The sequence below is a fragment of the Pseudomonas mangiferae genome (assembly GCF_007109405.1).
Lineage (GTDB): Bacteria > Pseudomonadota > Gammaproteobacteria > Pseudomonadales > Pseudomonadaceae > Pseudomonas_T > Pseudomonas_T mangiferae.
Window position 1 is genome coordinate 285,521 of sequence record NZ_VJOY01000001.1, and the last position, 24,795, is coordinate 310,315.

The following is a 24,795-nucleotide window of genomic DNA, read 5'->3' on the forward strand; positions in this document are numbered from 1 at the left end:
GGGAAGGTCCGGCCACGCGTCAGATTTCGACGAAACTTTCTTTGACTCCAAAGGGCGCGAAGCGCAGCGAGCTCCAGCCCACTCCTTCCGGCTACGAGCCCCCGGTGACCGATGACCGTGCCGCTCCCTTTTCGAGGGGCGAGCTCAACCGCCAGCGCCCGGTACCGTGCCCCTCGGCGTCCGCGGCGCCGGGCCGCGGACGTTGGCGGGTCAGAAGGTGTAGCTGAGGGTGGCGGTGACGTTGCGGGTTTCGCCGAAGTAGCAGAAGTCCAGGCTGTAGCAGGAGGCCACGTACTTCTCGTCCAGCAGGTTGTTGGCATTCAGCCGCGCCTCGAGCCCGGTCATGCCCAACTTGCCCAGGTCGTAGCGCACTGCGGCGTCCACCAGGGTGTAGGAGGGCACGTGCTCGGTGTTCTCCTTGTCCGCCCAGCTGGTGCCCACGTAGCGGGCGCCGCCGCCGATGCTCAGCCCGTCCATCCAGCCGCTGGAGAAGGCGTAGTCGGCCCACAGGGAGGCCATGTGCCGGGGCGCCTGGTTCGGCGTGTTGCCCTGGCTGCCATCGGCGGCCTTGCGATAGATGATGTCGGTGAAGGTGTAGCTGCCCAGCAATTTGAGCTGGTCGGTCACCTGGGTATGGGACTCCAGCTCCAGGCCCTGGGAGCGGATCTCGCCCACCGAGGTGTAGAAGTTTTCCTGGGGCTTCTTCGACGCCACGTTTTCCTGGGTGATGTGGAACAGGGCGGCGGTGTAGAAGCTGCGGCCACCCTCGGGCTCGAACTTCAGGCCGGCCTCCCACTGTTTGCCCTGGGTGGGCTCCAGGGGTTGCCCGGTGGCATCGGAATAGGCGTTGGGGTTGAAGGACTCGGAATAGCTGATGTACGGCGCGATGCCGTTATCGAAGCGGTAGAGCACGCCGGCGCGGCTGGTGAACTTCTGCCGGTCCTCGTCGCTGCGGCTGTCAGCTTCCCGGTCTTCCACGGCGATGTTCACCCAGTCCTGGCGCAGGCCGAGGGAGAAGCGCCAGTTGTCCAGCTCTATCAAGTCCTGCAGGTACACGCCGGTCTGGTCGAGGCGGCGGGTGTAGCGGGACTCGGGATAGAACGTGATGGCGCTGTCGCCGTAGTGGGGGTCGAAGGCGTCCAGGTCGGAGGCCTTGCCGGAGGTCCACAGCACATCGGTCTTGCGTCGCTGGTAGTCCAGCCCGGTCAGCAGGGTGTGGCGGGCGGCGCCGGTCTCGAAGTCCGCCTGCAGCATGTTGTCCAGGGTGTAGGCGCGCAGCGCCTCGCGGCCGCCGGAGTAATAGCGGTTGAGGCGATTGCTGGTGGGTGAGGTCCAGCTGTAGCCGTAGACCTGCTCCAGCTCCACGTCGCTGTCCAGTACCCGCAGGTTCTGCCGTCCGGTCCAGACGTCGTTGAAGCGATGCTCCAGCTGGTAGCCGAGCATCCGCTGGGTGCGTTCGAACCGGTCGCGGTCCGGCTCGCCATCGAAGAAATGCTCGGAAATGCGCTGGCCGTTGCGGGTGTGCAGGCTGCCGTCGGCCGGCACGCCGCTGTGGTAACCGCCTTCCGGGTCGCGCTGCAGGTAGCCTTGCAGGGTCAGGGTGGTGTCTTCGTTGAAGTCGATGGCCAGGGTCGGGGCGATGGCGTAGCGCTTCTCGCCGGCCACATGGTCGAACTGGGTGTCGGAACTGTGGGCCAGGCCCACTACGCGGTAGGCGACCCGCTTGTCGTCGTCCAGGGGGCCGGAGAAGTCGAACCCGGTGCCTTTCTGGCCCTGGTTGCCCACGGTGGCCTGGATCTGGTGGTACGGCTGGTACAGCGGCTTCTTGCTGGTCAGCGCCACCAGGCCGCCGGGCAGGCTACGCCCGTAGAGCACCGAGGACGGTCCCTTGACGATGTCGATGCGTTCCAGGAAGTAGGGGTCGATCTGCATCGAGCTGAAGGTGCCGCTGTCGCCCATGGCGCGTAGGCCGTCCAGGTAGATGTTGTCCACGCTGCCGTCGGCGAAGCCGCGCATCACCACGTAGTCGTAGCGGTTGGAGGCGCCGATCTGCCCGGTGAAGATGCCCGGGGTATAGCGCATCGCCTGCTGCACGGTCTTCGAGGCCTGGTCGTCCATCTGCTCGCGGGTCACCACCGATACCGACTGGGAGGTTTCCAGCAGCGGCAGGCTGGTCTTGGTGGCCACACTGCTGTGGGTGGCCAGGTAGCCGTCCACGCTGCCCAGGGCGTTACCGATGGCCAGGCCGGACACCTCGGTCGGCGGGATCGCCAGGGTATCCGCCTCGCGGGGAACCTCCCGCAAGTAATAGCGGGTGCCGTCGTCGCTGGCCGCTTCCAGGGTGCTTCCCGAGAGCAACCGCCGCAGGCCACCGTCCACCGAATAGTCGCCCTGCAGGCCCGGAGAGGCGAGGCCGCGGGTCTGTTCCGGGGTGGCAGAGAGGCTGATGCCGGCCTCCCGGGCGAAGCGGTTCAGCGCTTCGTCGAGCGGGCCGGCGGGAATCGCGAAGTGCCGGTTGGCCGCCACGCCGGCATCACCGGGCTGGGCCCAGCCGGTGGCGGGGGCGAGGCCGCCCAGGGCCATGCACAGCAGGGTGCCGCGCACGGCGAGGCTCAGGGTCGAGGGGGAAGCGGGGGTGGCGGAGCGGGACGGGATCATGGAAGTTCCAGCGGTCGAGATGAAGAAGGTCGACCTGTAAGCCGGACGAGGCGGGAAAACCCGCCAGATTTTTTTTCACGTATTCAGGTTTCACGGGCTCAGGCGATGGCTTCCAGTTCCACCCACCAGCGGGTGCGGTAGCGCACCCGGACCGGCAGCGAGCGCGGCAGCAGGGCCAGCAGGGCGTCGGTATCGTCCAGGCGGTAGACGCCGGACAGGCGCAGGTCGGCGATGGCCTGCGCACAGCCCAGGTGACCCCGCCGGTAGCGGCCCACCTCGGCGAGGAAGTCCACCAGGCGCATGTCCCGCGTAACGATCAGTCCGTCGGCCCAGGCGTCGGTCTCCAGGGCCGGCCGCGCCAGGCGCACGGCCGCCCGGGCATCGATGCGGTAATGCTCGCCGGCCACCACCCGCAGGGGGGAAGCCGAAGGGGACGGGGTTTCCCACGGCCAGCGGGCAGTCGGCGGCGCCAGGGTGACATTCCCGCGCAACACGCTCAGGCGCGTGGACGATGCCTCCTGGCGCAGGACGAAGCGTGCGTCGCGGGCTTGCAGCAGGCGTCCGGAACTGAGGACTTGCAGGGCGAGCCCATCGGGCGCCTGCCGGTCCAGGCGGATCTCCCCGCGACGCAGGGTCAGCAGCCGGTGGGCGGCGTCGCTTCGCAGGTCCACCGCGCTGTCGGTGTTCAGGGTCAGGCGAGTGGCGTCATCCACGCGGACATCGCGCCGCTCCCCGGTACCGGTGGCGTAGTCGGCGCTCCAGGCGAGCCAGGGTTCGCGGTCGTGCAGCAACCAAGTGCTACCGCTGCCCGCCACGGCCAGCGACAGCAGCTTCAGGGCCTGGCGCCGCCGCAACCGCTGGGCGCCGCGCTCCAGGGCGTCGAAGGCTACCCCGGCGCCCGGCAACGCCTGGAAACTGCCGTCCAGCTCGGCGCTCAGCCGTTGCACCTGTTGCCAGGCGGCCTCATGGCGGGGGTCGGTGCCACGCCATTCGTGGCAGGCCTGGTGCAGGGCGGCGTCCTGGCCGGCGGAGCGCAGCCGCACCAGCCAGCCGATGGCCTGGCGAACCGTCTGCCCGTCGGCCATCGGCACACTCACAGCCGGGCCTCGTCGGCGAAGCGCACCAGGTAGCAGTGGTAGAGAGCGTCGGCCACGTAGCGCTCGACGCTGCGCAGGGATACGCCCATGCGTATGGCGATCTCGCCGTGGCTCAGCCCCTCGCACTGGGCCAGCAGGAAGGCCGTGCGTACCTTAGGCTTGAGCCCGTCCAGCAGCCGGGCGATACGCTCCAGCAATTCCAGCACCAGCTCGCGGGCTTCCGGTGAGGGCGCGGTGAGTTCCGGCAGGTGGGCCAGGCTCTCCAGGTAGGCCCGCTCCAGTTCCTCGCGACGCCAGTGGTCCACAACCAGCCCCCGGGCCACGGTGCGCAGGAACGCGCGCGGGGTCTTGATCTCCCCCAGCTCGGGGCGCCCCAGCAGGCGCAGGAAGGTGTCCTGGGCCAGGTCAGCGGCATCCGCCGCGTTGCCGAGCTTGCTGCGCAGCCAGTGTTTCAGCCATCCATGGTGATCGGTATAGAGAGTGTGCAGAGAAAGGGTGGAGGAGGGCATGGGGCGGATGACCGAATGAAAGCACTATCAAATGATAATTACTCTCATTGTTATACATCCAGCTCCATGCAGTCCAGCCGAGTCTTCGAACGGGGGCTTACCAGGGCAGGGTTTCGCCCTGGTAGTCGAGGAAGGCGCAGAGGGCATGGCCCCGATGGGCCTGGATCACCCGGGCCAGCCCCTGGGTGCTGTCTTCCACCGTGAGCGGCGCCTGGCCGCCGCCCATATCGGTCTGCACCCAGCCGGGGTGGAGCGCCAGGATGCTGTGGCGCAACGGCGCACTGCGCTCCGCCCAGCTGCGCAACAGGCTGTTGAGCGCTGCCTTGCTGGCGCCGTACAGCGGCATTTCCGCCGCCCGGTTCAGGGCCAGGCTGCCCATCTGCGAGCTGGTGAACCCCAGCACGCCGCCGTCCACTACGCGGGGTGCTAGATGCTGGGCAAGGCGCAGTGGGGTGATGGCGTTGGTGGTGAACAGGGCCCCGGTCGCGCGGGTGTCGATTTGGGCGGGGTCCTGGTGGGATGGGCCGTAGATGCCGGCGTTGAACAGCGCATAGTCCAGGGCCTCGTCCCCCAGGGCCGCTAGCAGGCGCTGGGGCGCCTGCTCATCGTCCAGGTCGCCGAACACCGGGCGCAGCCGGTCGCCGTGGGTGGCACCCAGGGCGACCAGCGCGTCGGCGTGCGCCTCGCTGCGGGTCGCGGCGTACACCGTCAGCCCTTGGTCGAGGAAGGTGCGCACCAGCCCGAGGCCGATGCCGCGGGTGGTGCCGGTGATCAGGATGTTCGCCATGACGGGACCTCGATGGGTGAAAGGCAGCGGTGCGGCCTCAGGGCCACTGCATCTCGCCCTTGAGCACCTTGGCGCTCAGCTCTAGATCGGCTTCGCCCGCCAGGGTGGGATAGTGACGCTTCATCGCGGCCACCAGTTCTTGGGCGTTGGCGGCTTTCGGCAGCTCGGCTTCCAGGGTCTTCAGGTAGTCCCGGGTGAACTGCAGGTCCTGCAGGTCGAAGTGGGGCTGCCCGAGGTAGTGGGCCGGCACCACCTTCTGCGGGTGCAGGGCTTCCAGGCGATCCAGGGCTTCGATCCAGGTGCGGCGGGATTCCGGGGTCTGGGAGTCGGCGGTCCAGACGTGCATGTTGGCGCTGATCAGCACGCCGCCCAGCAGGGTGTGGGAGGCGGGAATCCATAGGGTGGTGGCCGCCGGGTCGCGGTCCAGGCCGATCACCTGGATGGTCTGGCCTTCCAGGGTCAGGTGGTCGCCCTTGAGGACCTTGGGCACCACGGTGGTCTTGGGCGCGGCGTCCTTCAACTGGGCCGACCAGTAGGCCAGCTTGTGGGCCCGGGTGGCTTCGATGTGGGCCACGGTTTCCGGGGTGGCCAGGATCTCGGCATCCGGGAAGGCGGCGGTGAGGGCTTCCAGGCCGAAGTAGAAGTCCGGGTCGCCGTGGCTGATGTAGATGGTCTTCAGGGTCTTGCCACTGGCACGGATGCGCTCCACCAGATCGCGGGCCTGGACCGGGGAAAACTGGGCGTCCACCAGCAGGGCATCGTGTTCGCCGGTGATCAGGGTCGAGGACACCGGGAACACCGCCTTGTCGCCGGGGTTGTAGGTATCCAGGGTCAAGGGCTGGGCGAACAGGCTGTGGGAGGCGAGCAGCAGGGCGCTGGCGAGAAGGGTGCGAATGGGCGAACGGGTCATGTGAGGCTCCGGTGTGAGGCAGTGGAAACGATGGGAGCGATCTTAGTTGCAGTGAGGCATACAAAAAGCCCCATAATCTGGGCAGGTTTGTTGCTCAGGGTGAATCAATCATGGACAGGCTGACGGCCGCACGGGTGTTCGTGGAAGTGGTGGAGCGGGGCAGCCAGACCGCGGCGGCGGATACCCTGGACATGTCCAGGGCCATGGTGTCCCGCTACCTGATGGAGCTGGAGGAATGGGTCGGGGCGCGGCTGCTGCACCGCACCACCCGCAAGTCCAGCCTGACCGGCGCGGGCGAGGAGCTGCTACCCCGCTGCCGCGAACTGCTGGCGCTGGCCGACGGCCTGCGCGACGACCTGGGCGGAGTGCCCGGCGACACCCTGCGCGGGGCGCTGCGCATCACCTGCAGCCAGTCCTTCACCCAGGCCTGGCTGGTGCACCGGGTCAGCGAGTTCATCGCCCGCCACCCCGGCGTCTCCGTCGACCTGCTGGTGAACAGCGAGGCGGTGAACCTGGTGGAGGAACGCATCGACCTGGCGTTGCGCATCACCAACCAGCTGGACCCCAACCTGATCGCCCGGCGCCTGGGCGTGTGCCGCTCGGTGGTGTGCGCGACCCCGGCCTACCTGCACCGCCACGGTACGCCGCAGCACCCGGACGATCTGGTGCGGCACAACTGCCTCAGCTATTCGCATTTCGGCCGCAGCGTCTGGGAGTTCCGCCAGGACGACCGACCCTGGCCGGTGTCCCTGGGCGGCAACCTCAGCGCCAACGAGTCCATGGTGCTGCTGGAGGCCACCCTGGCCGACGTGGGCATCAGCCTGCAGCCGCGCTATTCGGTGGCGCGGCTGGTGAAGGAGGGCCGGCTGGTGGCCTTGCTCGACGACTACCAGCCCAAGGAACTGGGCATCCACGCCCTCTACGGCAGCCGGAGACAGATGCCCGCCGCCCTGCGCGCGCTGTTGGACTACCTGGTGCAGAAGCTGGAAGCCAATCCGGACTGGGACGCCTGAAGGGCTTCAGAGGCCGTACTTCTTCACCTTGTCGAACAGGGTGGTCTTGGCCATTCCCAGGGACTGGCTGGCCTGGCTCAGGTTGCCGCCATGGCGCTCCAGGGCGTCGCCCAGCAGCCGCCGCTCAAAGGCCTCCACCGCCTCGGCGAACCCCGGCCCGCTGTTCTCCGGGGTGGCGCCGCTCTTCTTGAACACCGGCAGCCCCAGGGCGAAGCGTTCGGCGACGTTGCGCAGCTCCCGCACGTTGCCCGGCCAGTCATGGGCCATCAAGGCGCCCAGGGTGCCCCGGTCCAGCTCGGGGACGGCGCGGTCGAAGCGCAGCGAGGACTGCTGCAGGAAATGCTCGAACAGCAGCAGGATGTCCTCGCGGCGGTCCCGCAGGGGCGGCAGTTCCAGGGTCACCACGTTGAGACGGTAGTAGAGGTCGCTGCGGAACTGGCCGCGCCGGCCCTGTTCCGCCAGGTCCGCCTTGGTGGCGGCGATCACCCGGCAGTCCACCGCCACGCTCTGGTTGGAGCCCAGGCGCTCCAGGGTGTGTTCCTGCAGCACCCGCAGCAGCTTGATCTGCAGGTTGAGGGGCATGCTCTCCACTTCGTCGAGGAACAGCGTGCCGCCGTCGGCATGCTCGATCTTGCCGATGCGCCGCTTGCCGGCCCCGGTGAAGGCATGGGCCTCGTGGCCGAAGATCTCGCTCTCGAAGAGGTTTTCCGGCAGCCCGCCGCAGTTCAGGGCGACGAAGGGCCGGGCCTGGCGTCGGCTGAAGTCGTGGAGGCAGCGGGCGACCAGTTCCTTGCCGGTACCGGTCTCGCCCTCGATGAGCACGTTGGCTCCGGTATCGGCGACGTTGGCGATCAACTCCCGCAGCTGCTGCATGGCCGGCGAGCGGCCGATGATGCGTTGCTCCAGGGCCTGGCGACCGGCCAGTTGCCGGCGCAGGGACGACACCTCCCGGGCCAGCCCGCGCTGTTCCAGGGCGCGGCGTACCACGTCCACCAGGCGCTCCGGCGAAAAGGGTTTCTCCATGAAGTCGTAGGCGCCGTCGCGCATGGCCTGCACCGCCATGCTGATGTCGCCGTGGCCGGTGATGAGCACCACCGGCAGGCTCGGGTCGCGGGCCTTGAGCTGCTCCAGCAGGAGCAGGCCGTCGATTCCGGGCAGGCGGATGTCGCTGACCACGATGCCGGCGAAGTCCTCGCCGATGCGCTGCAGGGCGGCCTCGGCGCTGCCCACCCCCTCGCTGGGGATGTCCTCCAGGGCCAGGGCCTGTTGGCAGCCCAGCAGCACGTGGGGATCGTCTTCGACGATCAGGACGCTGAGGCATTCGCTCATGGGCACGGGGTTTCCTCTTGCGGGCGCGGTGCGGCGGCGGGCACCTGCGCGAGAACCAGTTCGAACACGGTACCGCCGTCCTCCGGGTGCTCCACGCTGAGGCTGCCGCCTGCAGCGGTGGCGAGGCTCGCGGACAAGGTCAGGCCGAGCCCCAGGCCCTGCTCGCCGGGTTTGGTGGTGAAGAACGGCTCGAACAGCCGCTGGCGGTCGGCCGGGGCGATCCCGGGGCCGTTGTCCCGGATCCGCAACCGGTAGCGGTCGCCCTCGGCGCTTCCTTCCAGGACCAGGCGGCGCGCGTCCTGAGTGGCCATGGCATCCAGGGCATTGGCGATCAGGTTGACCAGGATCTGTTCCAGGCGTGTCTGGTCGATGGCCAGGCGAGCCTCCTGCCAGGTCTGGACCAGGGTCACCGGGGTGCGTTGCAGGCGCGGGTGCAGCAACATCAGCGCGGCGTCCACCGCCTTGCCCAGGCAGGCTTCGCCATGGTCGTCGGAGCGCCGGGCGAAGGCCCGCAGGCTGGCGGTGATACGGCCCATGCGGTCCACCAGCTCGTTGATGGTGTCGAGGTTGGTGGCCGCGGTATCCAGGGCGCCGCGCTGCAGGAAGCGGATGGTATTGCCCGACAGGGTGCGCAGGGCCGCCAGGGGCTGGTTCAGCTCGTGGGCGATGCTGGTGGACATCTGCCCGATGACCGCCAGCTTGCCGGCCTGGACCAGGTCGTCCTGGGCGCGCCGCAGGGTGTCCTCGGCCTGGCGCCGTTCGTGGATTTCCGCCGTGAGCCGGGCGTTGCTGGCGCTGAGGTCAGCAGTGCGCTCGGCGATCTTGCGCTCCAGCTCGCTGTTGGCCTGCTGCAGCGCCTCGCGGGCGGCGAGGCGGGTGGCCAGGACCTTGCGCCGCTCGTTCCAGGCGATCAGCAGGAACGCCAGCAGCGCCACGGCCACCGCCACCAGGGTGCCGTGGCTGACCGCCTCGCGGCGCTCGTCCTGCAGCGGGGTGAGCAGCGTCAGGTGCCAGGGCGTGTCGCCCAGGGGACGGCTCTGGGCCAGGTAGTTCACCGGGACCGGCGGCTGGCCGGGCTCCCCCTTGCCGGGAAAGCTGATCTGTTCGACGCCGTTGCTCAGCGCCGCCCGGCCCAGGGGACGCAGTTCGTCCAGCGCCCACCAGTAGTACTGCAGGCTGCGGGCGAGGCGCTCGCGGGTGTCGTCGTCCAGCGGGCGGATGGCCTTCAGGCGCCGCGCCGGGTCGCTGGACAGGATGATGATGCCGTTCTCGTCGCTGACGTAGGCTTCCAGGCGCGCCCGCTGCCAGCGTTCTTCCAGGGCGTCCAGGCGCACCTTCACCACTGCCACGCCGATGACCCGCCCGTGCACCCGCAGGCCGTGGGCCAGGTAATAGCCGGGCTCGCCGCTGGTGCTGCCGATGCCGTAGAAGCGCCCGGGCCGGCCGTGCACCGCATCCTGGAAATAGGCGCGGAAGGACAGGTCCTCCCCCAGGTAGCTGCCGGCCTCGCGCCAGTTGCTGGTGGCCAGCACGCGCCCGCCGGTGTCCAGCACGTAGATGGCCAGGCTGCCGGCCCGCTGGTTGAGGCCTTCAAGGTAGGCGTTGACCCGTTGCCGGCGCTGGGCGTCGGGCTCCAGCAGCAGGCGTCCGACGCCGGACTCCAGCTCCAGCAGGCTGGGCAGGTAGGTGTACTTGTTGATCTCGCTTTCGACGGCGCGGGCGTTCAGTTCGAGCTGGCGTTCGCCGCTCTCGGCGAGCGCGCGGATGCCGGCCCGCTCACTGATCCAGAATCCCGCGTAGCCGCACCCCAGCACCACCAGGATCATGGCGATGACCGGCGGCAGCAGGTGACGGACGAGGCGGGGCTTCACGGTCAGGGCGGACGGAACGGTGCGAAGGCTGGCGGGGGAGCATTCCATCACAGTCATCCGGGCGCTGGCCAGTACGGGCGGCCCCGGGCCGCCCGTGGTGAGGGGCCGTCAGTGCTGGAGAATCTTCGCCAGGAACTGCTGGGCCCGGTCGGAACGGGCGCTGACGTCGCCGAAGAACTCTTCCTTCTCGCAGTCCTCGACGATCTGCCCGCGGTCCATGAAGATCACCCGGTTGGCCACCTTGCGGGCGAACCCCATCTCGTGGGTCACGCACATCATGGTCATGCCTTCATGGGCCAGCTGCACCATCACGTCCAGCACCTCGTTGACCATTTCCGGGTCGAGGGCCGAGGTGGGTTCGTCGAACAGCATCACCACCGGGTCCATGGCCAGGGCGCGGGCGATGGCGACGCGTTGCTGCTGGCCGCCGGACAACTGGCCGGGGTGCTTGTGCGCATGCTCCTTGAGGCCGACGCGCTCGAGCAGCGCCAGGCCCTTCCTGGTCGCTTCTTCCTTGCTGCGGCCGAGCACCTTGATCTGGGCGATGGTCAGGTTCTCGACGATGGTCAGGTGCGGGAACAGCTCGAAGTGCTGGAACACCATGCCGACCCGGGAGCGCAGCTTGGGCAGGTTGGTCTTGGGGTCGGCGATGGAAGTGCCGTCCACCACGATGTCACCCTTCTGGAACGGCTCCAGGGCGTTCACGCACTTGATCAGGGTGGACTTGCCCGAGCCGGACGGCCCGCAGACCACCACCACTTCGCCTTTCTTCACCTCGGTGCTGCAATCGGTCAGCACCTGGAAGTCCCCGTACCACTTGTTGACGTTCTTGATGGAAATCATACGGCTAACCTTTTTTGCAGTTGCTTGACCAGCAGCGAGGCGCTGAAACTGACGAGGAAGTACACCAGGCCGGCGAAGATGAGGAACTCATGGGGCTGGCCGATGATGTCGCCCCGGGACCGCGCGGAGTTGAGGAAGTCCATGAGGCCCACGGTGTACACCAGGGAGGTGTCCTGAAACAGGATGATGCTCTGCTGCAGCAGCAGCGGGGTCATCTTGCGGAACGCCTGGGGCAGGATCACCAGGCGCATCATCTGCCCGTAGGACATGCCCAGGGCCTGGGCGGCGCTCATCTGCCCGCGGGAGATGGACTGGATGCCGGCCCGGACGATCTCGCAGTAGTAGGCCGCCTCGAACATCACGAAGGCCACCAGGCAGGAGGTGAAGGCCCCCACCGGGGTGTCCTCGCCGGTGATGGCGCGGAGGATGAACGGCACCGCGAAGTAGAACCAGGTGATCACCAGCAGCAGCGGGATCGAGCGGAAGTAGTTGACGTAGAAACCCGCCAGCTTGGCCAGCAGCGGGTTGTGGGACAGCCGCATCATCGCCAGCAGGGTGCCCAGCACCACGCCGCCGAGGACGCCCATGACCATCAGCTTGAGGGTCATCAGCATGCCCTCGGCGAGGCCGGGGAGGGCGGGAACGATCGCGCTGAAGTCCATCATTTGCCTCCCAGGGAAATCATGCCGGGGACCCGGACCTTCTTCTCGATGGCCCGCATGATCAGCATCAGGGTCATGTTCAGGGTGAAGTAGATCAGTGTCGCCAGGGTGAAGGCTTCGAACAGGTTGGCGGTGAACTCGGCGGTCTGCTTGGTCTGGGCCAGCAGCTCCATCAGGCCGATCAGGGACGCCACCGAGGAGTTTTTGAAGACGTTCAGGAACTCGGAGGTCAGCGGCGGGATGATGATCCGGTAGGCCTGGGGCAGCAGGACGTTGCCGTAGATCTGCGGCAGCCGGAAGCCCAGGGCATAGGCGGCCGCGGCCTGGCCCTTGGGCAAGGCCTGGATGCCGGTGCGCACCTGTTCGCAGACCCGCGCCGCGGTGAACAGGCCGAGGCAGACGATCACGCTCAGGTAGGCCGAGGTGGCCGGGCTGAGGTCCTGCTTGAACCACATTTCCAGCGGCTCGGGCAGCAGATCCGGCACCAGGAAGTACCAGAGGAACAGCTGCACCAGCAGCGGCACGTTGCGGAACAGCTCCACGTAGGCGGTGGCGAAGCCGGATACCCAGCGGTTCGGTACGGTACGCATCACGCCGAGCAGCGAGCCCAGCGCCAGAGCGACGATCCAGGCGGCCAGCGAGACGGCGATGGTCCAGCCCAGGCCGGTGACGAACCAGTCCAGGTAGATCTCGTCACCGATACCGGTGGACTTGAAGAACACGCCCCAGTCCCAGTTGTAATTCATGTGGGTTTCCCCTTGGGTGTTTCGGAAGGGCCAGTCAGGCCCGTACGGACGGCCGGGCACGGACGCGCGTGGGCGCACCCGGTTCCGCGTGAGCGGGCGTTGCGGTCGTCAGGGCAGGAATGAGAGGGGAGAGGCCTCGGCCCCTCCCGGTCCCCGCACCCCGCGCCTCTCGTGAAGACGCGGGGGCATCACCTTCAGATCTCTTCTGCAGATTTGTCGGTGGGAGTGGCGATCAGCTTCTTCAGCTCATCGCTCATGGGGAAGTTGAGGTTCAGGTTCTTCGGCGGGACGGGTTGCATGAACCACTTGTCATAGATGCCGTTGATCTCGCCGGAGGTGAAGGTGGCGCTGATGGCGTCGTCCACGACCTTTTTGAAGGCCGGGTCGTCCTTGCGCATCATGCAACCGTAGATCTCGAAGGACTGCGGCTTGCCGGTGACGACCCACTGGTCCGGCTGCTTGGCCTTGGCCATTTCACCGTAGAGCAGGGCGTCGTCCATCATGAAGCCGGCCACCCGGCCCGACTCCAGCATCAGGAAGGATTCGCCGTGGTCCTTGGCCGAGATGATGTTCATGCCCATCTTCTTCTCGGCGTTCATCGACTTCAGCAGGCGCTCGGAAGTGGTCCCGGCGGTGGTGACCACGTTCTTGCCCTTGAGGTCGTCGAAATCATTGATGCCGGCGCTCTTCTTCACCAGCAGGCGGGTGCCCACCTCGAAGATGCCCACGGAGAAGTCCACCTGCTTCTGCCGCTCGAGGTTGTTGGTGGTGGAGCCACACTCGATGTCCACGGTGCCGTTCTGCACCAGCGGGATACGGGTCTGGGAGGTGACCAGGTTGTAGCGGACCTTCAGGTCGGCCAGGCCCAGTTCCTTCTTGATGGCCTCGACCACCTTGAGCTGGAGGTCATGGGAGTAGCCGACGGGCTTGCTCGGGTCATCGGCCAGGTAGGAGAACGGGATGGAAGCGTCACGGTGACCGAGGGTGATGGTGCCGGTCTCCTTGATCTTCTTCAGGGTGCCGGTCAGTTCGGCGGCGACCACCGGGCTGGAGATCAGCGCGGCAGCGATGGCGGCGCTCAGGACACGGGGAACGATACGCATGAATCTTCTCCTCGACGTTGTTGTTTTTTGTTGGGACAGCGAAAGCCATGCCGGGGCAGGCGGGTTGATCCGCGACCTTGCCACATTCGTCGCAGGATGAAGAGCAGTTTGTGTGCCAGCCTCGGACGAATGCACGGCTTATCCTCAACATATTGATTATGAAAGGGATTTACCTGATGAGCAGGAACGCTCCTCGACCCTTGCCATACGGAACCCCGGACGAACCCGCTTCGGGCGTTCGGAAAACCGAATGCGAGCAAGGGTAGACGATTCCTGTCAGGCGAGGGATTTCAAAAGAATGTGCGGCGAAGCGTGACTCGACGGCGACTTCGGGCTTCACCACCCCCTTCCGCCTGCTCGGCGGGAGGGTTGTCCATTCGTCACGAGGAAGTCACGTGTTGTCTCGATTGAAAATCCGTACCGGTCTGTTCTGGGTATTGGCGGCGTTCGTCATCGCCTTGCTGGTGTCCGTCTCCATCGCCTGGGAGAGCACCCAGAGCAGCGATGCGCAGATCCGCGACCTGCATGTCAATGGCATTCGCCAGCCGGAACAGGTGAGCGATGCCTTCATCCTGATGCTCCGGGCCCGGGTCGGTCTCGCCGGCGCCTTCCTGGAGCAGCAGGAAGGCGAGGACGCCAAGGCCCAGGTCAGCCAGCAACGCGCCTCGGCGCTGCTGGAGGACGCCCGCCAGCGCTTCGCCGCCTTCTCTGGTGAGCGCCACCCCCGCGACTGGGAGCCACTGGCACAACGCATGGGAGAAAGCTTCGGACGCTACGTCGAGGCGGTGAAAGCCCAGGGCGTGGCGTTGCAGGGGCGCTCGGCCGCCGACTACATTGCCGCCAACCTCAAGGCGCGGGACGCCAATGGCGTGTTCTACGAGGCGTTCACCGCCTACAGCGAGCAGGTGGAGCGCCACACCCAGGCGGTCATGGACGGTGCGGCCCAGCGCAAGACCCTGGCCAAGACCTCGGCCTTCGTCCTGCTGGGCGTGGCCGTCCTGCTGGCCTTCGGCTGCGGGCTGTTCATCCGCCGCGGCGTCATCGCGCCGCTGCAGACGGTGGCCGGCCATTTCCGGCGCCTGGCCGACGGTGATCTGACCCAGCCCGTGGAGGCCCACGGCGACAACGAGATCGGCGAGCTGCTGCAGGCGTTGCAGCGCATGCAGGATGGCCAGCGGGACACCTTGCAGCGCATCGCCGCGTCGGCCGGGCAACTGGCGTCGGCGGCCACCGAGCTGAACGCGGTGACCGAGGAGGGCAGCCGTGGCCTCAACCAGCAGTCCCAGGAACTGGAGCAGGCGGCCACGGCGGTCAACGAGATGACCACCGCGGTGGAGGAAGTGGCGCGCAACGCGGCCTCTACCTCCGAGGCATCGGAGGCGTCGGACCGCCTGGCCCAATCCAGCCGGGCGCGGGTCCGGGAGACCATCGAGGCGATCAATGCCATGAGCCACGACGTCCAAGATTCCGCGCGCCAGGTGCAGCAACTGGCCACCCAGGCCCGGGACATCGGCAAGGTGCTGGACGTGATCCGTGCCGTGTCGGAACAGACCAACCTGCTCGCCCTGAACGCGGCCATCGAAGCGGCCCGCGCCGGGGAGGCCGGGCGCGGCTTCGCGGTAGTGGCCGACGAGGTGCGGACCCTGGCCCATCGCACCCAGGACTCCACCCGGGAAATCGAGCAGATGATTGAGGGAATTCGCTCCGGTACCGATCAGGCGGTGGCCACCATGCAGGCCAGCCATGCCCGCGCGGACGTCACCCTGGAGGCCACCGAGGCGTCCGCCACCACCCTGGAGGACATCTTCTCCGCCATCGGCCACATCAACGAGCGCAACCTGGTGATCGCCAGCGCGGCCGAGGAGCAGGCTGCCGTGGCCCGCGAGGTGGATCGCAACCTGCTGAACATCCGCGACCTGGCGACCCAGAGCGCGGCCGGCGCCCACCAGACCAGCGCGGCGAGCCACGAACTGTCGCGCCTGGCCGTGGAGCTGAATGGTCTGGTGAATCGCTTCCGGCTGTGAGAAGGCAGGGATAGCCGACGGGAGGAGGCGGAGACCGGTATTGCGGACGGCAGGGAGGGTCGGACGGGAATCGATCCAGGCGAACGCCAGCAGGGCGCTGGCGTTCGCGTGTGTCAGGCGTCTACCGCGAAGTGCCACTCCACCCGTTGTTCCTCCAGGGCGGACAGGACCCATTCGTAGTCCTGCAGGTCCTCGACGAATTCCCGGGCGTTCTGCAGGGCCTGGGGGTGGGTCGCCAGGTGACCGTGCAGGGCGCGGACCGTCCGCAGGCCTTCGCTGGGGTCGAACCACTCCTCTGCCGGCAGGTCGGTGGCGGCTTCCGTGCTGTCCTCGAAGAAGTCGGCGAACTGCCCCGGGTCCTGGCTGACGAAGGTCCAGATCGACGGCACCTTCAGGCGTTTGCACAGCTCGTCCAGCTCGACTTCGTCGATCTTCGCGACGGCTTTGCCGTTGACGAAATCGTCGAGTCCGGAAACGGGGGTCTTGGGAACGATGTAGATGGCTGAGCCCATGAATTTGCTCTCCCTGTCAGGGGGCCTCTCGGCCGAGTGGAGGAACGAGCATAGCCACAGCCTCTCAGGCGGAACGTGACGCGTTACCGGAATTGAGGGGCGGAAAAATCCAGAAATGGGAAGCACGACGCAAAAAAAAAGGGAACCCGCTTTTGAACGCGCAATTCCCTGTCATGGCGATGAGCCACATCCGTTTCGTCGGCCACCTCAGCGCAGCGCGGCGTCGCCGAGGAATTTGCTGAGGAACTGACGGGTGCGCTCTTCCCGCGGCTGGCTGAACAGCTCCCGGGCCGGCCCCTGTTCGACGATCACGCCCTGGTCGATGAAGATCGCCCGATCCGCCACGTCCCGGGCGAAGCTCATTTCGTGGGTAACGATGACCAGGGTGCGTTTTTCCCGAGCCAGGTCGCGGATGGTTTCCAGCACCTCGCCCACCAGTTCGGGATCGAGGGCGGAGGTGGGCTCGTCGAACAGGATTACCTCTGGCTGCATGGCCAGCGCCCGAGCGATCGCCACCCGTTGCTGCTGGCCTCCGGACAGGCGCTTCGGGTAGGCCGCCTCCTTGCCGGCGAGGCCGACCTTGGCCAGCAGGTCACGGCCCCGTCGCTCGGCCTCCTGGCGCGGCTCCTTCTTCACGATCACCGGCCCTTCGATGACGTTCTCCAGGGCGGTGCGGTGGGGGAACAGGTTGAAGTTCTGGAAGACGAAGCCCACCTGCTGGCGCAACTGCCGTACCCGGCCCTGCTGCGAGGCGATGGGGCGGTCGCCGTCGATCTCGATATCGCCGACGCGGATGCTGCCGCCACTGGGGGTTTCCAGCAGGTTGAGGCAGCGCAGGAGCGTGGTCTTGCCCGAGCCGCTGGGGCCGATGATCGCCACCACTTCGCCGGTCTCGATGGTGAGGTCGATGCCCTTGAGGACGGCGTGGCCCTTGAACGTCTTGGTCAGGTTGCGAACGCTGATCATCGGCTCAGGACTCCTGGTCGTGACGATTGACCCGGTGCTCCAGCCGGTGCTGGACATGGGCCAGTAGGCTGGCCAGGACCCAGTAGAGGAGGGCGGCCGCCAGGTACATGGTGAAGATCTCGAAGGTGCGGGCGGTAATCAGCTGCGCCTGGCGGAACAGCTCCGGCACCTGGATGGTGGCGGCCAGGGAGGTGTCCTTGACCAGGGAAATGAAGCTGTTGCCCAGAGGCGGCAGGGCGGTGCGGGCCGCCTGGGGCAGGATCGCCCGGCGCAGGGTCTGGCCGCGGCTCATGCCGATGCTGGCGGCGGCCTCCCACTGACCGCGGTCGATGGAGGCAATGGCGGCGCGAAGAATCTCGGTGATGTACGCCGCCATGTTCAGCGAAAAGCCGATCAGCGCCGCCGGCAGCGGGTCCAGTTGGATACCCAGCTGCGGCAGGCCGTAATAGATCATGAACAACTGCACCAAGAGCGGTGTGCCGCGCACGAAGGACACGTAGATGCGTGCGACCCAGGACAGGACGCCGATGCGCGACAGCCGCATCAGCGCCAGCCCGAAGCCCAGCAGCAGCCCGAAGAACATCCCGCCCAGGCTCAGGACGACGGTGTAGAGAGCGCCCTTGAGCAGGTAGGGCGCGGAGTCCAGGGCGAGCTGCAGGCTGGCGTCGATCATTGGGTGACGTCAGCCTTGAACCACTTGCGGGAAATGTCGGCCAGGGTGCCGTCCTTGCGCAGTTTCTCGATGGCCTTGTCCAGCGCCTCGCGCAGTTCCGGGTTGTCCTTGCGCAGGGCGATCCCGGCCTCCTGGCGGGAGAACGGCTCGCCAGCCACGGCCAGGGTATCGCCGGTCTTGCTGATCAGTTCGAAGGCGGCCAGGCGGTCGCCGAGGATGGCATCCAGGCGGCCGACGCGCAGATCCTGGTTGCGGGTGGGGTCGTCGTCATAGGTACGGATGTCGGCCTTGGGCGCATTCTGCTTCAGCCAGTCCTCGTAGTTGGTGCCCAGCACCACACCGATCTTCTTGCCGTCCAGGTCGGACTGGCGGGTGAACTTGGCTTCCTCGCCCTTGCGGGTCAGCACCTGGATGCCGGACACGGTGTAGGGCAGGCTGAAGTCGTATTTCTTCTTGCGTTCCTCGGAGATGGTCACCTGGTTGATCACCACGTCCAGGCGCTTGGATTCCAGCGCGGCGAGGATGCCGTCCCACTTGCTGGGCTGGAACTCGGGCTTCACGCCCAGCTCCTTGGCCACCGCCTTGGCGAATTCCACTTCGAACCCGGTCAGCTGGCCGTTCTCATCCTGGAAGTTGAAGGGCGGGTAGGTGCCTTCGAGGCCGATGCGCAGGGTGCCGCGCTGCTGGATTTGCTGCAGGAGGTTTTCCGAGGCGGAGGCCACCCCGGACGCAACGAGACCGGCGCTCAGCAACACCGACAGACCGGCCGAAAGGAAACGACGACGCAGAGTAGGTTTCATGGGGGAAATCCCGAATCAGAGTGGAAGGGCTGCGCACTATAAGGGCAGGCCTCATATGCTCAGAAATAATAACTAATTATTTGTAACCCGCTAAGCGGGCATAAGAAAGGCCCGCGCTTCAGCCTATAAGGCCGCCGCTCGCCGGATTTAGTTCGTCCTACCACGACCCGGGGGTGCGCCGCCTTGGTGAGGCGGCGCGAAGGGGTCAATTCGCTACCCGGCCCAGCACGCCCTTGAGGGTTTCCTGCAGGTCGGCCGGCAACAGCACCACCTTGGCGTTGGGGCTGCTCGCCAGGTTCTCAAGGGCACCGATGTAGCGCTCACCCAGCAGGTACAGCGCCGGCGTGCTGTCGCTGCCAACGGCTTCGCGTACCAGGGTGATAGCCCGGGCCGAGGCCTGGGCGAGGTTGACCTGGGCCTCGGCGTCCAGCTTGGCGGATTCGCGGCGTGCCTGGGCCTCGAGGACCGCGGCCTGCTTGTTACCCTCGGCGCGGGTGACGTCGGCCTTGCGCTCACGCTCGGCCGCCGCCTGGCGCTCCATGGCGGCCTGCATCGACACCGACGGCTTGATGTCCTGGATTTCCACCGAGCGCACGGTGATGCCCCAGTCCTCGGTCTGCTCGGACATCGCTTCCCGCAGCCGGGCCTTGATGTGGTCGCGGCTGGACAGCGCCTCGTCCAGGTCCATGGCGCCGACGATGGCGCGCAACGAGGTCATGGTCAGGCTGGTGACCGCCAGGGCGTAGTTCTCCACGCCGTAAGCCGCCTTCTGCGGGTCCACCACCTTGGCGAAGCAGAGGGCATTGGCGACGATCACCGCGTTGTCCCGGGTGATGATCTCCTGCTGCTGCACGTCGAGGATCATGTCCTTGGTGGGCAGTCGGTAGGCCACCACGTCCATGTAGGGCACCACGATGTTCAGGCCGGGCTTGAGGGTGGCGTGGTAGCGCCCCAGGCGCTCGACGATCCACTCCTGCCCCTGGGGCACGATGCGCACCCCCTGCCAGAGGGTGACGAAGACGAAAAGGACCAGAAAGCCCGCGATGATGAGACCAGTCATTGCATTTCCTTGAAGGGTTCAAACCTTGGCGACACGGACCGTGTTGCCTTCCACCGACAGAATCCGTATGCGCTCGCCGGCCGCGATATCGCTATCGGCGGTGCATACCCATTCCTCATTGCCCAGGATCGGCTTCTGGAAGCGGACCCGCCCTTTCTGGAACGGGGCCACCGCCACCGTCAGCAGGCCGACTTCGCCGATCACCTCGTCCGAGGTCCAGCGCTTGTCCGGCAGGCGCCGCTTCAGCACCCGGAACCACAGGACTGCCAGCAGCGATGACGACAGCGCCCAGAGCGCCAGTTGCCCGGGAACCGGCAGGGCAGGCCACAGGGCCGTCACCACCCCCACCAGCACGGCCCCGATGCCGAACCACAGCAGGAAGAACGTCGTCGTGAAAATTTCCATGAGCGCCAGCACGACACCCAGTACCAGCCACATCCACCAGAGGACGTCCATCGCAGCTCCACTACCGGCATCCGTCTACACGGACGAATGAAGCCGCCCGTGATCAAGACCGAAAAAAGAAGGCGAAGCTTATCAGGCCGGGGCAGGGAAGTGCCGGCGCCCGAACACGGGCGGGCGAAACGGGGGGATGGCCAGTCGAGCTGGCCGTGATCGGGGAGCCAAGTGCGCAGGAGCAGGAACGACAGCGGATGGGCTGGCGGCGCTATGCGCTAAGGGGGGAGGGACGCCGGCACGATCGGACCGATCTTGCGATCGGCTTGGCACCGGCCCCGTCCCGTCCGCTCGACCTGCGGAGAGGGCCAGCGCTTCGCGGCGAATCAACGGCTCACTCGGCCTCCTTCAGCGGCACGACGTTGAAGACGCCACCCGGTACGTCTTTCCGGTCGGTCTCGAACGAAACGTAGGGCTCATGGCTGCGTTGAGTGGGCAGGGGCGGGCGACCTTTCAGGGCAGGCTGTCGGCGGTTTCCGCTTTTTCCCTTGGCTCGGCTTGCATAGAGCCTGCCGAAGCCGAGGCCTGCCGCCAGGAGCAACGCCAGGCTGCAGCCCTTGATGAGCGAGTCGCGAAGGTCAGGGTTCATCGTCTTTCTCCGGGTGAGGGGCGCGTTTTCGAACTGCCTGTTTGGAGAAAGCGGCTACCTCCATCGTTCGATGGCAAACCGGCGCCGCTGACCGGCGGTTGGTCCCGGTACTTCGACGTGGCGCGCCGAGGCAATGGCGAATTCGGCAGGGCGCCTTGTACAGCGGCGCTGCCCGCCACATGTCGCCAGGCTGCAACCCGATGAGGGATCGGCGCCCTGTCCAACCAAGGGCTTCGAACGGCCGATACCCCTGCCGGGAGGCTGTTCATGACGTGCGCCGCCTCCGTTTTCTTCACCCGCGCTCAGCTCACTCCATCTGCTCGCCGTACCCCGTCGTCGATACGGCGTTTCCCTCTCCGGGCCTTCTGCCGCAAGGGTTGCGGCCCTTTCCTGCCGGACAGCTTTTTCCTCGCCAGCGACTACAAAAAACATCATTTCCCTGAGCCACGGTGCCGAACAGAATGCCCCGACACCTTCCCGCGGATGACCGCAACCGTAGAACAACAACGAAGGGAAAGAGGGCGGCGAGCGGTCGCCCGACGTGGATTAACTTTCGGAAGTGCCTGGACATGACAATAGAAACGATAGACACGCTCGTGGTGGGCGCCGGCCAGGCCGGCGTGGCCATGAGCGAGCACCTCAGCCGACAGGGCGTGCCCCACCTGGTCCTGGAGCGCAATCGCATCGCCGAGGCGTGGCGTACCGGCCGCTGGGATTCCCTGGTCGCCAACGGTCCGGCCTGGCACGACCGCTTCCCGGGCCTGGAATTCGACCTGGACCCGGACGCCTTCGCCCCGAAGGACCAGGTCGCGGCCTATTTCGAAGCCTATGCCAGGAAGATCGACGCCCCCATCCGCACCGGCGTGGAGGTGAAGCGGGTCGTGCGCAACGCCGGCCGAGCGGGTTTCCGGGTGGAGACTTCCGAGGGCATCATTGATGCGCGTCACCTGGTGGTCGCCACCGGCCCGTTCCAGCGCCCGGTCATCCCGGCCATCGCCCCCGAGCACGCGGGTATCACCCAGATCCACTCCGCCGACTACCACAACCCCCAACAACTGCCCGAGGGCGCGGTACTGGTGGTGGGTGCGGGTTCGTCGGGGGTGCAGATCGCCGATGAACTGCAACGCGCCGGCCGGCAGGTCTACCTGTCCGTGGGTGCCCATGACCGCCCGCCGCGCGCCTACCGCAACCGCGACTTCTGCTGGTGGTTGGGGGTGCTGGGCGAGTGGGATGCCGAGACCGTGCAGCCCGGCAAGGAGCACGTCACCATCGCGGTGAGCGGAGCGCGGGGCGGACACACCGTGGACTTCCGCCGCCTGGCCCAGCAGGGGATCACCCTGGTGGGCCTGACCAAGGGCTTCCGCGAGGGTCGGGTGACGTTCGAAGCGAATCTGGCGGAGAACATCGCCCGGGGCGACCAGAACTACCTGGCACTGCTGGACGCCGCCGATGCCTATATCGCCCGCAACGGCCTCGACCTGCCGGAAGAGCCGGAAGCGCGCATCATGCTGCCCGACCCGCCGTGCGTGACCCAACCGATCCTCGAGCTGGACCTGGACGCCGCCGGCATCACCACGATCATCTGGGCCACCGGGTATTCGGTGGACTACCGCTGGTTGCAGGTGGACGCCCTCACCGAGACCGGCAAGCCGCGGCACCAGCGGGGCGTCTCCAGCGAGCCCGGCGTGTACTTCGTGGGCCTGCCGTGGTTGTCGCGGCGCGGTTCCGCGTTCATCTGGGGCGTCTGGCACGACGCCAGGCACATCGCCGAGCACATCGCCAAGCAACGCCTCTACTACGCCTACCGGGATGCCGCGCAGCGCCAGGCCGGCGCCGAGCCCAGGACTACCCCTTCCGATTCGCCCACCGCCAGCCTCATGGGAGCTCGCTGATGCCCACCCACACCCGCATCCGCATGTTCAACACCAAGGACACCTACCCGAACCAGACCCTCGACAACGACCTCTGCCAGGCCGTGCGGGCCGGCAACACGGTCTACGTGCGCGGCCAGGTGGGCACCGATTTCGACGGCAACCTGGTGGGCCTCGGCGACCCGCGGGCCCAGGCCGAGCAGGCCATGCGCAACGTCAAGCAGTTGCTGGAGGAGGCGGGCAGCGACCTCAGCCACATCGTCAAGACTACCACCTACCTGATCGACCCGCGCTACCGCGAGCCGGTGTACCAGGAGGTGGGCAAATGGCTCAAGGGCGTGTTCCCGATCTCCACCGGCCTGGTGGTCAGCGCCCTCGGTCAGCCCCAGTGGCTGATGGAGATCGACGTGATCGCGGTCATGCCCGAATGAGGACCCGGCCATGACCTTTTCCATCGTCGGCCGTTGTGCCGAAACCGGCCAGCTGGGCATCGCCATCAGCTCCTCGAGCATCGCCGTCGGCGCCCGCTGCCCCTGGCTACGGGCCGGCGTCGGCGCGGTCTCCAGCCAGAACATCACTTTGCCGGCCCTCGGCCCGCAGATCCTCGACGAACTGGCCGGCGGGCTGACGCCGCAGCAGGCCCTGGACCAGACCTTGATCCGTAATGGCTACAGCCAGTACCGCCAGGTGACGGTGATCGACGCCCAAGGGCGTACGGCGCTGTTCAGCGGCAGCCAGTCCCTGGGCACCCACCACGCGGTGGTCGGCCAGCAGTGCGTGGCGGCGGGCAACCTGCTGGCGAACCGCGCGGTGATCGACGCCATGGTCGCCGCCTTCGAACGCAGCGAGGGCTGCCTTGCAGCGCGCCTGGTGACGGCCCTGCAGGCCGGGCAGGACGCCGGGGGCGAGGCGGGTGCGGTGCATTCCGCGGCGTTGTCGGTGGTGGGGGAGCTGACCTGGCCGATCGTCGACCTGCGGGTGGACTGGGCCGAGGAGAGCCCCATCGGCGAGCTGGGCAGGCTCTGGCAGGCCTACCAGCCGCAACTGCAGGACTACCTGACCCGCGCCCTCGACCCGACCCAGGCCCCCCGCTACGGGGTGCCGGGCGATGAGTGAGCCGCGCAGCCGGGCCCTGCTGGCCGAGCTGGTGGGGTTCGCCACGGTCAGCCGCGAGTCGAACCTCGACCTCATCGGGTTCGTTCGTGACTACCTGCATGGCCTGGGCGTGGGCTGCGAGCTGATCTACAACGCCGAGCGGACCAAGGCCAACCTCCTGGCGAGCATCGGGCCATCGGTGCCCGGTGGCGTGGTGCTGTCCGGCCACACCGACGTGGTACCGGTGGACGGCCAGCCCTGGACGGTGGAACCGTTCCGCCTGAGCGAGGCGGGCGGCAAGCTGTTCGGGCGCGGCACGGCGGATATGAAGGGCTTCCTCGCCGCGGTGCTGGCGGCCGTGCCGGTGTTCCTCGCCAGGCCGCTGCGGCGGCCGGTCCACCTGGCGTTTTCCTATGACGAAGAAGTGGGGTGCCTCGGGGTACGCAGCTTGCTGGAGGTGCTCCCCCAGCGCATTCCCCTGCCCGCCCTGTGCCTGATCGGCGAACCCACCGAGCTGAAACCGGTGCTGGGCCACAAGGGCAAGCTGGCCATGCGTTGCCATGTCCACGGCGCCGCCTGCCACTCGGCCTATGCGCCCTATGGGGTGAACGCCATCGAACAGGCCGCGCGCCTGATCGGTCGGCTGGGGGCGATCGGCCAGGACCTGGCGGCGCCCCAGCACCACGACCCGCGTTTCGATCCGCCGTACTCCACGGTACAGGTGGGGGTGATCCAGGGTGGCACGGCGCTGAACATCGTCCCGGCCGACTGCCGCTTCGATTTCGAGGTGAGGGCCTTGCCGGGCTTCGCACCCCAGGCCGTCGTCGACCACCTTCAGCGATACGCCGAAGACACGCTGTTGCCCGCCATGCAGGCGGTGAAACCCGAGACCGCGATCCGCTTCGAGCCGCTGTCCACCTACCCGGGCCTGGCGACACCGGAGGACAGCGCCGCCGCTCGCCTGGTCGCTCATCTGTGCGGTAGCGATACGTTCGGCACGGTGGCCTTCGGCACCGAGGGCGGGCTGTTCCATCAGGCCGGCATCCCTACGGTGGTGTGCGGGCCGGGCAGCATGGACCAGGGCCACAAGCCCGACGAATACGTCAGCGTCGAGCAGATGATCGCCTGCGACCAGCTGATGGACCGCCTGGCCGACTACCTGAGCGGTGACGAGATAGCTTGAACGGCCTGCCTGTGACTCCGGGGAGGCCAAGCGGGGCA

General features: G+C 67.3%; 24 protein-coding genes. 6 read left to right on the forward strand and 18 right to left on the reverse strand.

Features of this window, described 5'->3' with window-relative positions; translation table 11 throughout:
* Window positions 1-210 precede the first annotated feature (210 nt).
* The 5 genes from FM069_RS01255 to FM069_RS01275 form a co-directional block, all read right to left on the reverse strand.
* Entirely contained in the window at window positions 211-2,658 is a 2,448-nt protein-coding gene (locus FM069_RS01255; RefSeq protein ID WP_143486353.1) for a TonB-dependent siderophore receptor, read from the reverse strand.
* A 98-nt stretch (window positions 2,659-2,756) separates the two neighbouring features.
* Window positions 2,757-3,743, reverse strand: coding sequence for a FecR domain-containing protein (locus tag FM069_RS01260; RefSeq protein WP_143486647.1), 987 nt, complete (start codon window positions 3,741-3,743; stop codon window positions 2,757-2,759).
* A gap of 8 nt (window positions 3,744-3,751) precedes the next feature.
* Window positions 3,752-4,264 (reverse strand): sigma-70 family RNA polymerase sigma factor, encoded by a 513-nt coding sequence (locus FM069_RS01265; RefSeq protein ID WP_143486354.1) that lies wholly within the window; start codon window positions 4,262-4,264, stop codon window positions 3,752-3,754.
* 97 nt (window positions 4,265-4,361) lie between these two features.
* The gene (locus FM069_RS01270) at window positions 4,362-5,051 is read right to left on the reverse strand and encodes an SDR family oxidoreductase (protein WP_143486356.1); all 690 of its coding nucleotides are present in this window, start codon (window positions 5,049-5,051) and stop codon (window positions 4,362-4,364) included.
* 37 nt (window positions 5,052-5,088) lie between these two features.
* Window positions 5,089-5,961 carry an MBL fold metallo-hydrolase gene (locus tag FM069_RS01275; protein WP_143486357.1) on the reverse strand — a complete coding sequence of 291 codons (873 nt, stop codon included), beginning with the start codon at window positions 5,959-5,961 and terminating at the stop codon, window positions 5,089-5,091.
* Between the two features lie 110 nt (window positions 5,962-6,071).
* Between FM069_RS01275 and FM069_RS01280 the strand changes: the two genes are divergently transcribed.
* On the forward strand, window positions 6,072-6,974 hold the full coding sequence (locus tag FM069_RS01280; RefSeq protein WP_143486358.1) for a LysR family transcriptional regulator: 903 nt from the start codon (window positions 6,072-6,074) through the stop codon (window positions 6,972-6,974).
* Between the two features lie 6 nt (window positions 6,975-6,980).
* Here the strand turns inward: FM069_RS01280 and aauR are convergent, their stop codons facing one another.
* From aauR to FM069_RS01310, 6 genes are all read right to left on the reverse strand, one after another.
* Window positions 6,981-8,303, reverse strand: coding sequence for a two-component response regulator AauR (gene aauR, locus FM069_RS01285; RefSeq protein WP_143486361.1), 1,323 nt, complete (start codon window positions 8,301-8,303; stop codon window positions 6,981-6,983).
* A complete protein-coding gene (locus FM069_RS01290) occupies window positions 8,300-10,222 on the reverse strand; it encodes a sensor histidine kinase (RefSeq protein ID WP_143486362.1) in 1,923 nt (640 codons plus the stop codon). The genes aauR and FM069_RS01290 overlap by 4 nt, the downstream gene beginning before the upstream one ends.
* A 60-nt stretch (window positions 10,223-10,282) precedes the next feature.
* Window positions 10,283-11,017 (reverse strand): amino acid ABC transporter ATP-binding protein, encoded by a 735-nt coding sequence (locus FM069_RS01295; protein ID WP_143486364.1) that lies wholly within the window; start codon window positions 11,015-11,017, stop codon window positions 10,283-10,285.
* Window positions 11,014-11,682 (reverse strand): amino acid ABC transporter permease, encoded by a 669-nt coding sequence (locus tag FM069_RS01300; protein WP_178106628.1) that lies wholly within the window; start codon window positions 11,680-11,682, stop codon window positions 11,014-11,016. The genes FM069_RS01295 and FM069_RS01300 overlap by 4 nt, the downstream gene beginning before the upstream one ends.
* Window positions 11,679-12,425: an amino acid ABC transporter permease gene (locus tag FM069_RS01305; RefSeq protein ID WP_143486367.1), complete on the reverse strand. Its 747-nt coding sequence runs from the start codon at window positions 12,423-12,425 to the stop codon at window positions 11,679-11,681. Before FM069_RS01305 ends, FM069_RS01300 begins: the two co-directional genes overlap by 4 nt.
* A gap of 194 nt (window positions 12,426-12,619) precedes the next feature.
* A complete protein-coding gene (locus FM069_RS01310) occupies window positions 12,620-13,528 on the reverse strand; it encodes a glutamate/aspartate ABC transporter substrate-binding protein (protein WP_143486368.1) in 909 nt (302 codons plus the stop codon).
* Window positions 13,529-13,923: 395 nt separating this feature from the next.
* Between FM069_RS01310 and FM069_RS01315 the strand changes: the two genes are divergently transcribed.
* On the forward strand, window positions 13,924-15,552 hold the full coding sequence (locus tag FM069_RS01315; protein ID WP_143486369.1) for a methyl-accepting chemotaxis protein: 1,629 nt from the start codon (window positions 13,924-13,926) through the stop codon (window positions 15,550-15,552).
* Between the two features lie 113 nt (window positions 15,553-15,665).
* Here FM069_RS01315 and FM069_RS01320 read toward each other — a convergent pair whose 3' ends face one another.
* From FM069_RS01320 to FM069_RS01350, 7 genes are all read right to left on the reverse strand, one after another.
* Window positions 15,666-16,064 carry a hypothetical protein gene (locus FM069_RS01320; protein ID WP_143486371.1) on the reverse strand — a complete coding sequence of 133 codons (399 nt, stop codon included), beginning with the start codon at window positions 16,062-16,064 and terminating at the stop codon, window positions 15,666-15,668.
* A gap of 207 nt (window positions 16,065-16,271) precedes the next feature.
* Window positions 16,272-17,030: an L-cystine ABC transporter ATP-binding protein TcyN gene (gene tcyN / locus FM069_RS01325; RefSeq protein WP_143486372.1), complete on the reverse strand. Its 759-nt coding sequence runs from the start codon at window positions 17,028-17,030 to the stop codon at window positions 16,272-16,274.
* Window positions 17,031-17,034: 4 nt separating this feature from the next.
* Window positions 17,035-17,703, reverse strand: coding sequence for a cystine ABC transporter permease (tcyL, locus tag FM069_RS01330; RefSeq protein ID WP_407681545.1), 669 nt, complete (start codon window positions 17,701-17,703; stop codon window positions 17,035-17,037).
* Complete coding sequence (gene tcyJ, locus FM069_RS01335; RefSeq protein ID WP_143486374.1) at window positions 17,700-18,503, reverse strand: cystine ABC transporter substrate-binding protein; 804 nt, start codon at window positions 18,501-18,503, stop codon at window positions 17,700-17,702. The genes tcyL and tcyJ overlap by 4 nt, the downstream gene beginning before the upstream one ends.
* Window positions 18,504-18,708: 205 nt before the next feature.
* Entirely contained in the window at window positions 18,709-19,563 is an 855-nt protein-coding gene (locus tag FM069_RS01340) for an SPFH domain-containing protein (RefSeq protein WP_143486376.1), read from the reverse strand.
* Window positions 19,564-19,581: 18 nt separating this feature from the next.
* Window positions 19,582-20,019, reverse strand: a complete 438-nt coding sequence (locus FM069_RS01345) for an NfeD family protein (protein WP_143486378.1) — start codon at window positions 20,017-20,019, stop codon at window positions 19,582-19,584.
* Window positions 20,020-20,353: 334 nt separating this feature from the next.
* A complete protein-coding gene (locus FM069_RS01350) occupies window positions 20,354-20,608 on the reverse strand; it encodes a hypothetical protein (RefSeq protein ID WP_143486380.1) in 255 nt (84 codons plus the stop codon).
* A gap of 569 nt (window positions 20,609-21,177) precedes the next feature.
* On the opposite strand from FM069_RS01350, the gene FM069_RS01355 reads away from it, so the two are divergent.
* Genes FM069_RS01355 through argE form a run of 4 tightly spaced genes read left to right on the forward strand, consistent with a single transcriptional unit; the run spans window position 21,178 to window position 24,757 of the window.
* Window positions 21,178-22,500 (forward strand): flavin-containing monooxygenase, encoded by a 1,323-nt coding sequence (locus FM069_RS01355; protein WP_143486381.1) that lies wholly within the window; start codon window positions 21,178-21,180, stop codon window positions 22,498-22,500.
* The gene (locus FM069_RS01360; protein WP_143486383.1) at window positions 22,500-22,910 is read left to right on the forward strand and encodes a RidA family protein; all 411 of its coding nucleotides are present in this window, start codon (window positions 22,500-22,502) and stop codon (window positions 22,908-22,910) included. Before FM069_RS01355 ends, FM069_RS01360 begins: the two co-directional genes overlap by 1 nt.
* Window positions 22,911-22,920: 10 nt before the next feature.
* Window positions 22,921-23,595 carry a DUF1028 domain-containing protein gene (locus tag FM069_RS01365; RefSeq protein WP_143486384.1) on the forward strand — a complete coding sequence of 225 codons (675 nt, stop codon included), beginning with the start codon at window positions 22,921-22,923 and terminating at the stop codon, window positions 23,593-23,595.
* Window positions 23,588-24,757, forward strand: coding sequence for an acetylornithine deacetylase (gene argE / locus FM069_RS01370; protein WP_143486386.1), 1,170 nt, complete (start codon window positions 23,588-23,590; stop codon window positions 24,755-24,757). The genes FM069_RS01365 and argE overlap by 8 nt, the downstream gene beginning before the upstream one ends.
* The last annotated feature ends 38 nt before the right edge of the window (window positions 24,758-24,795 follow it).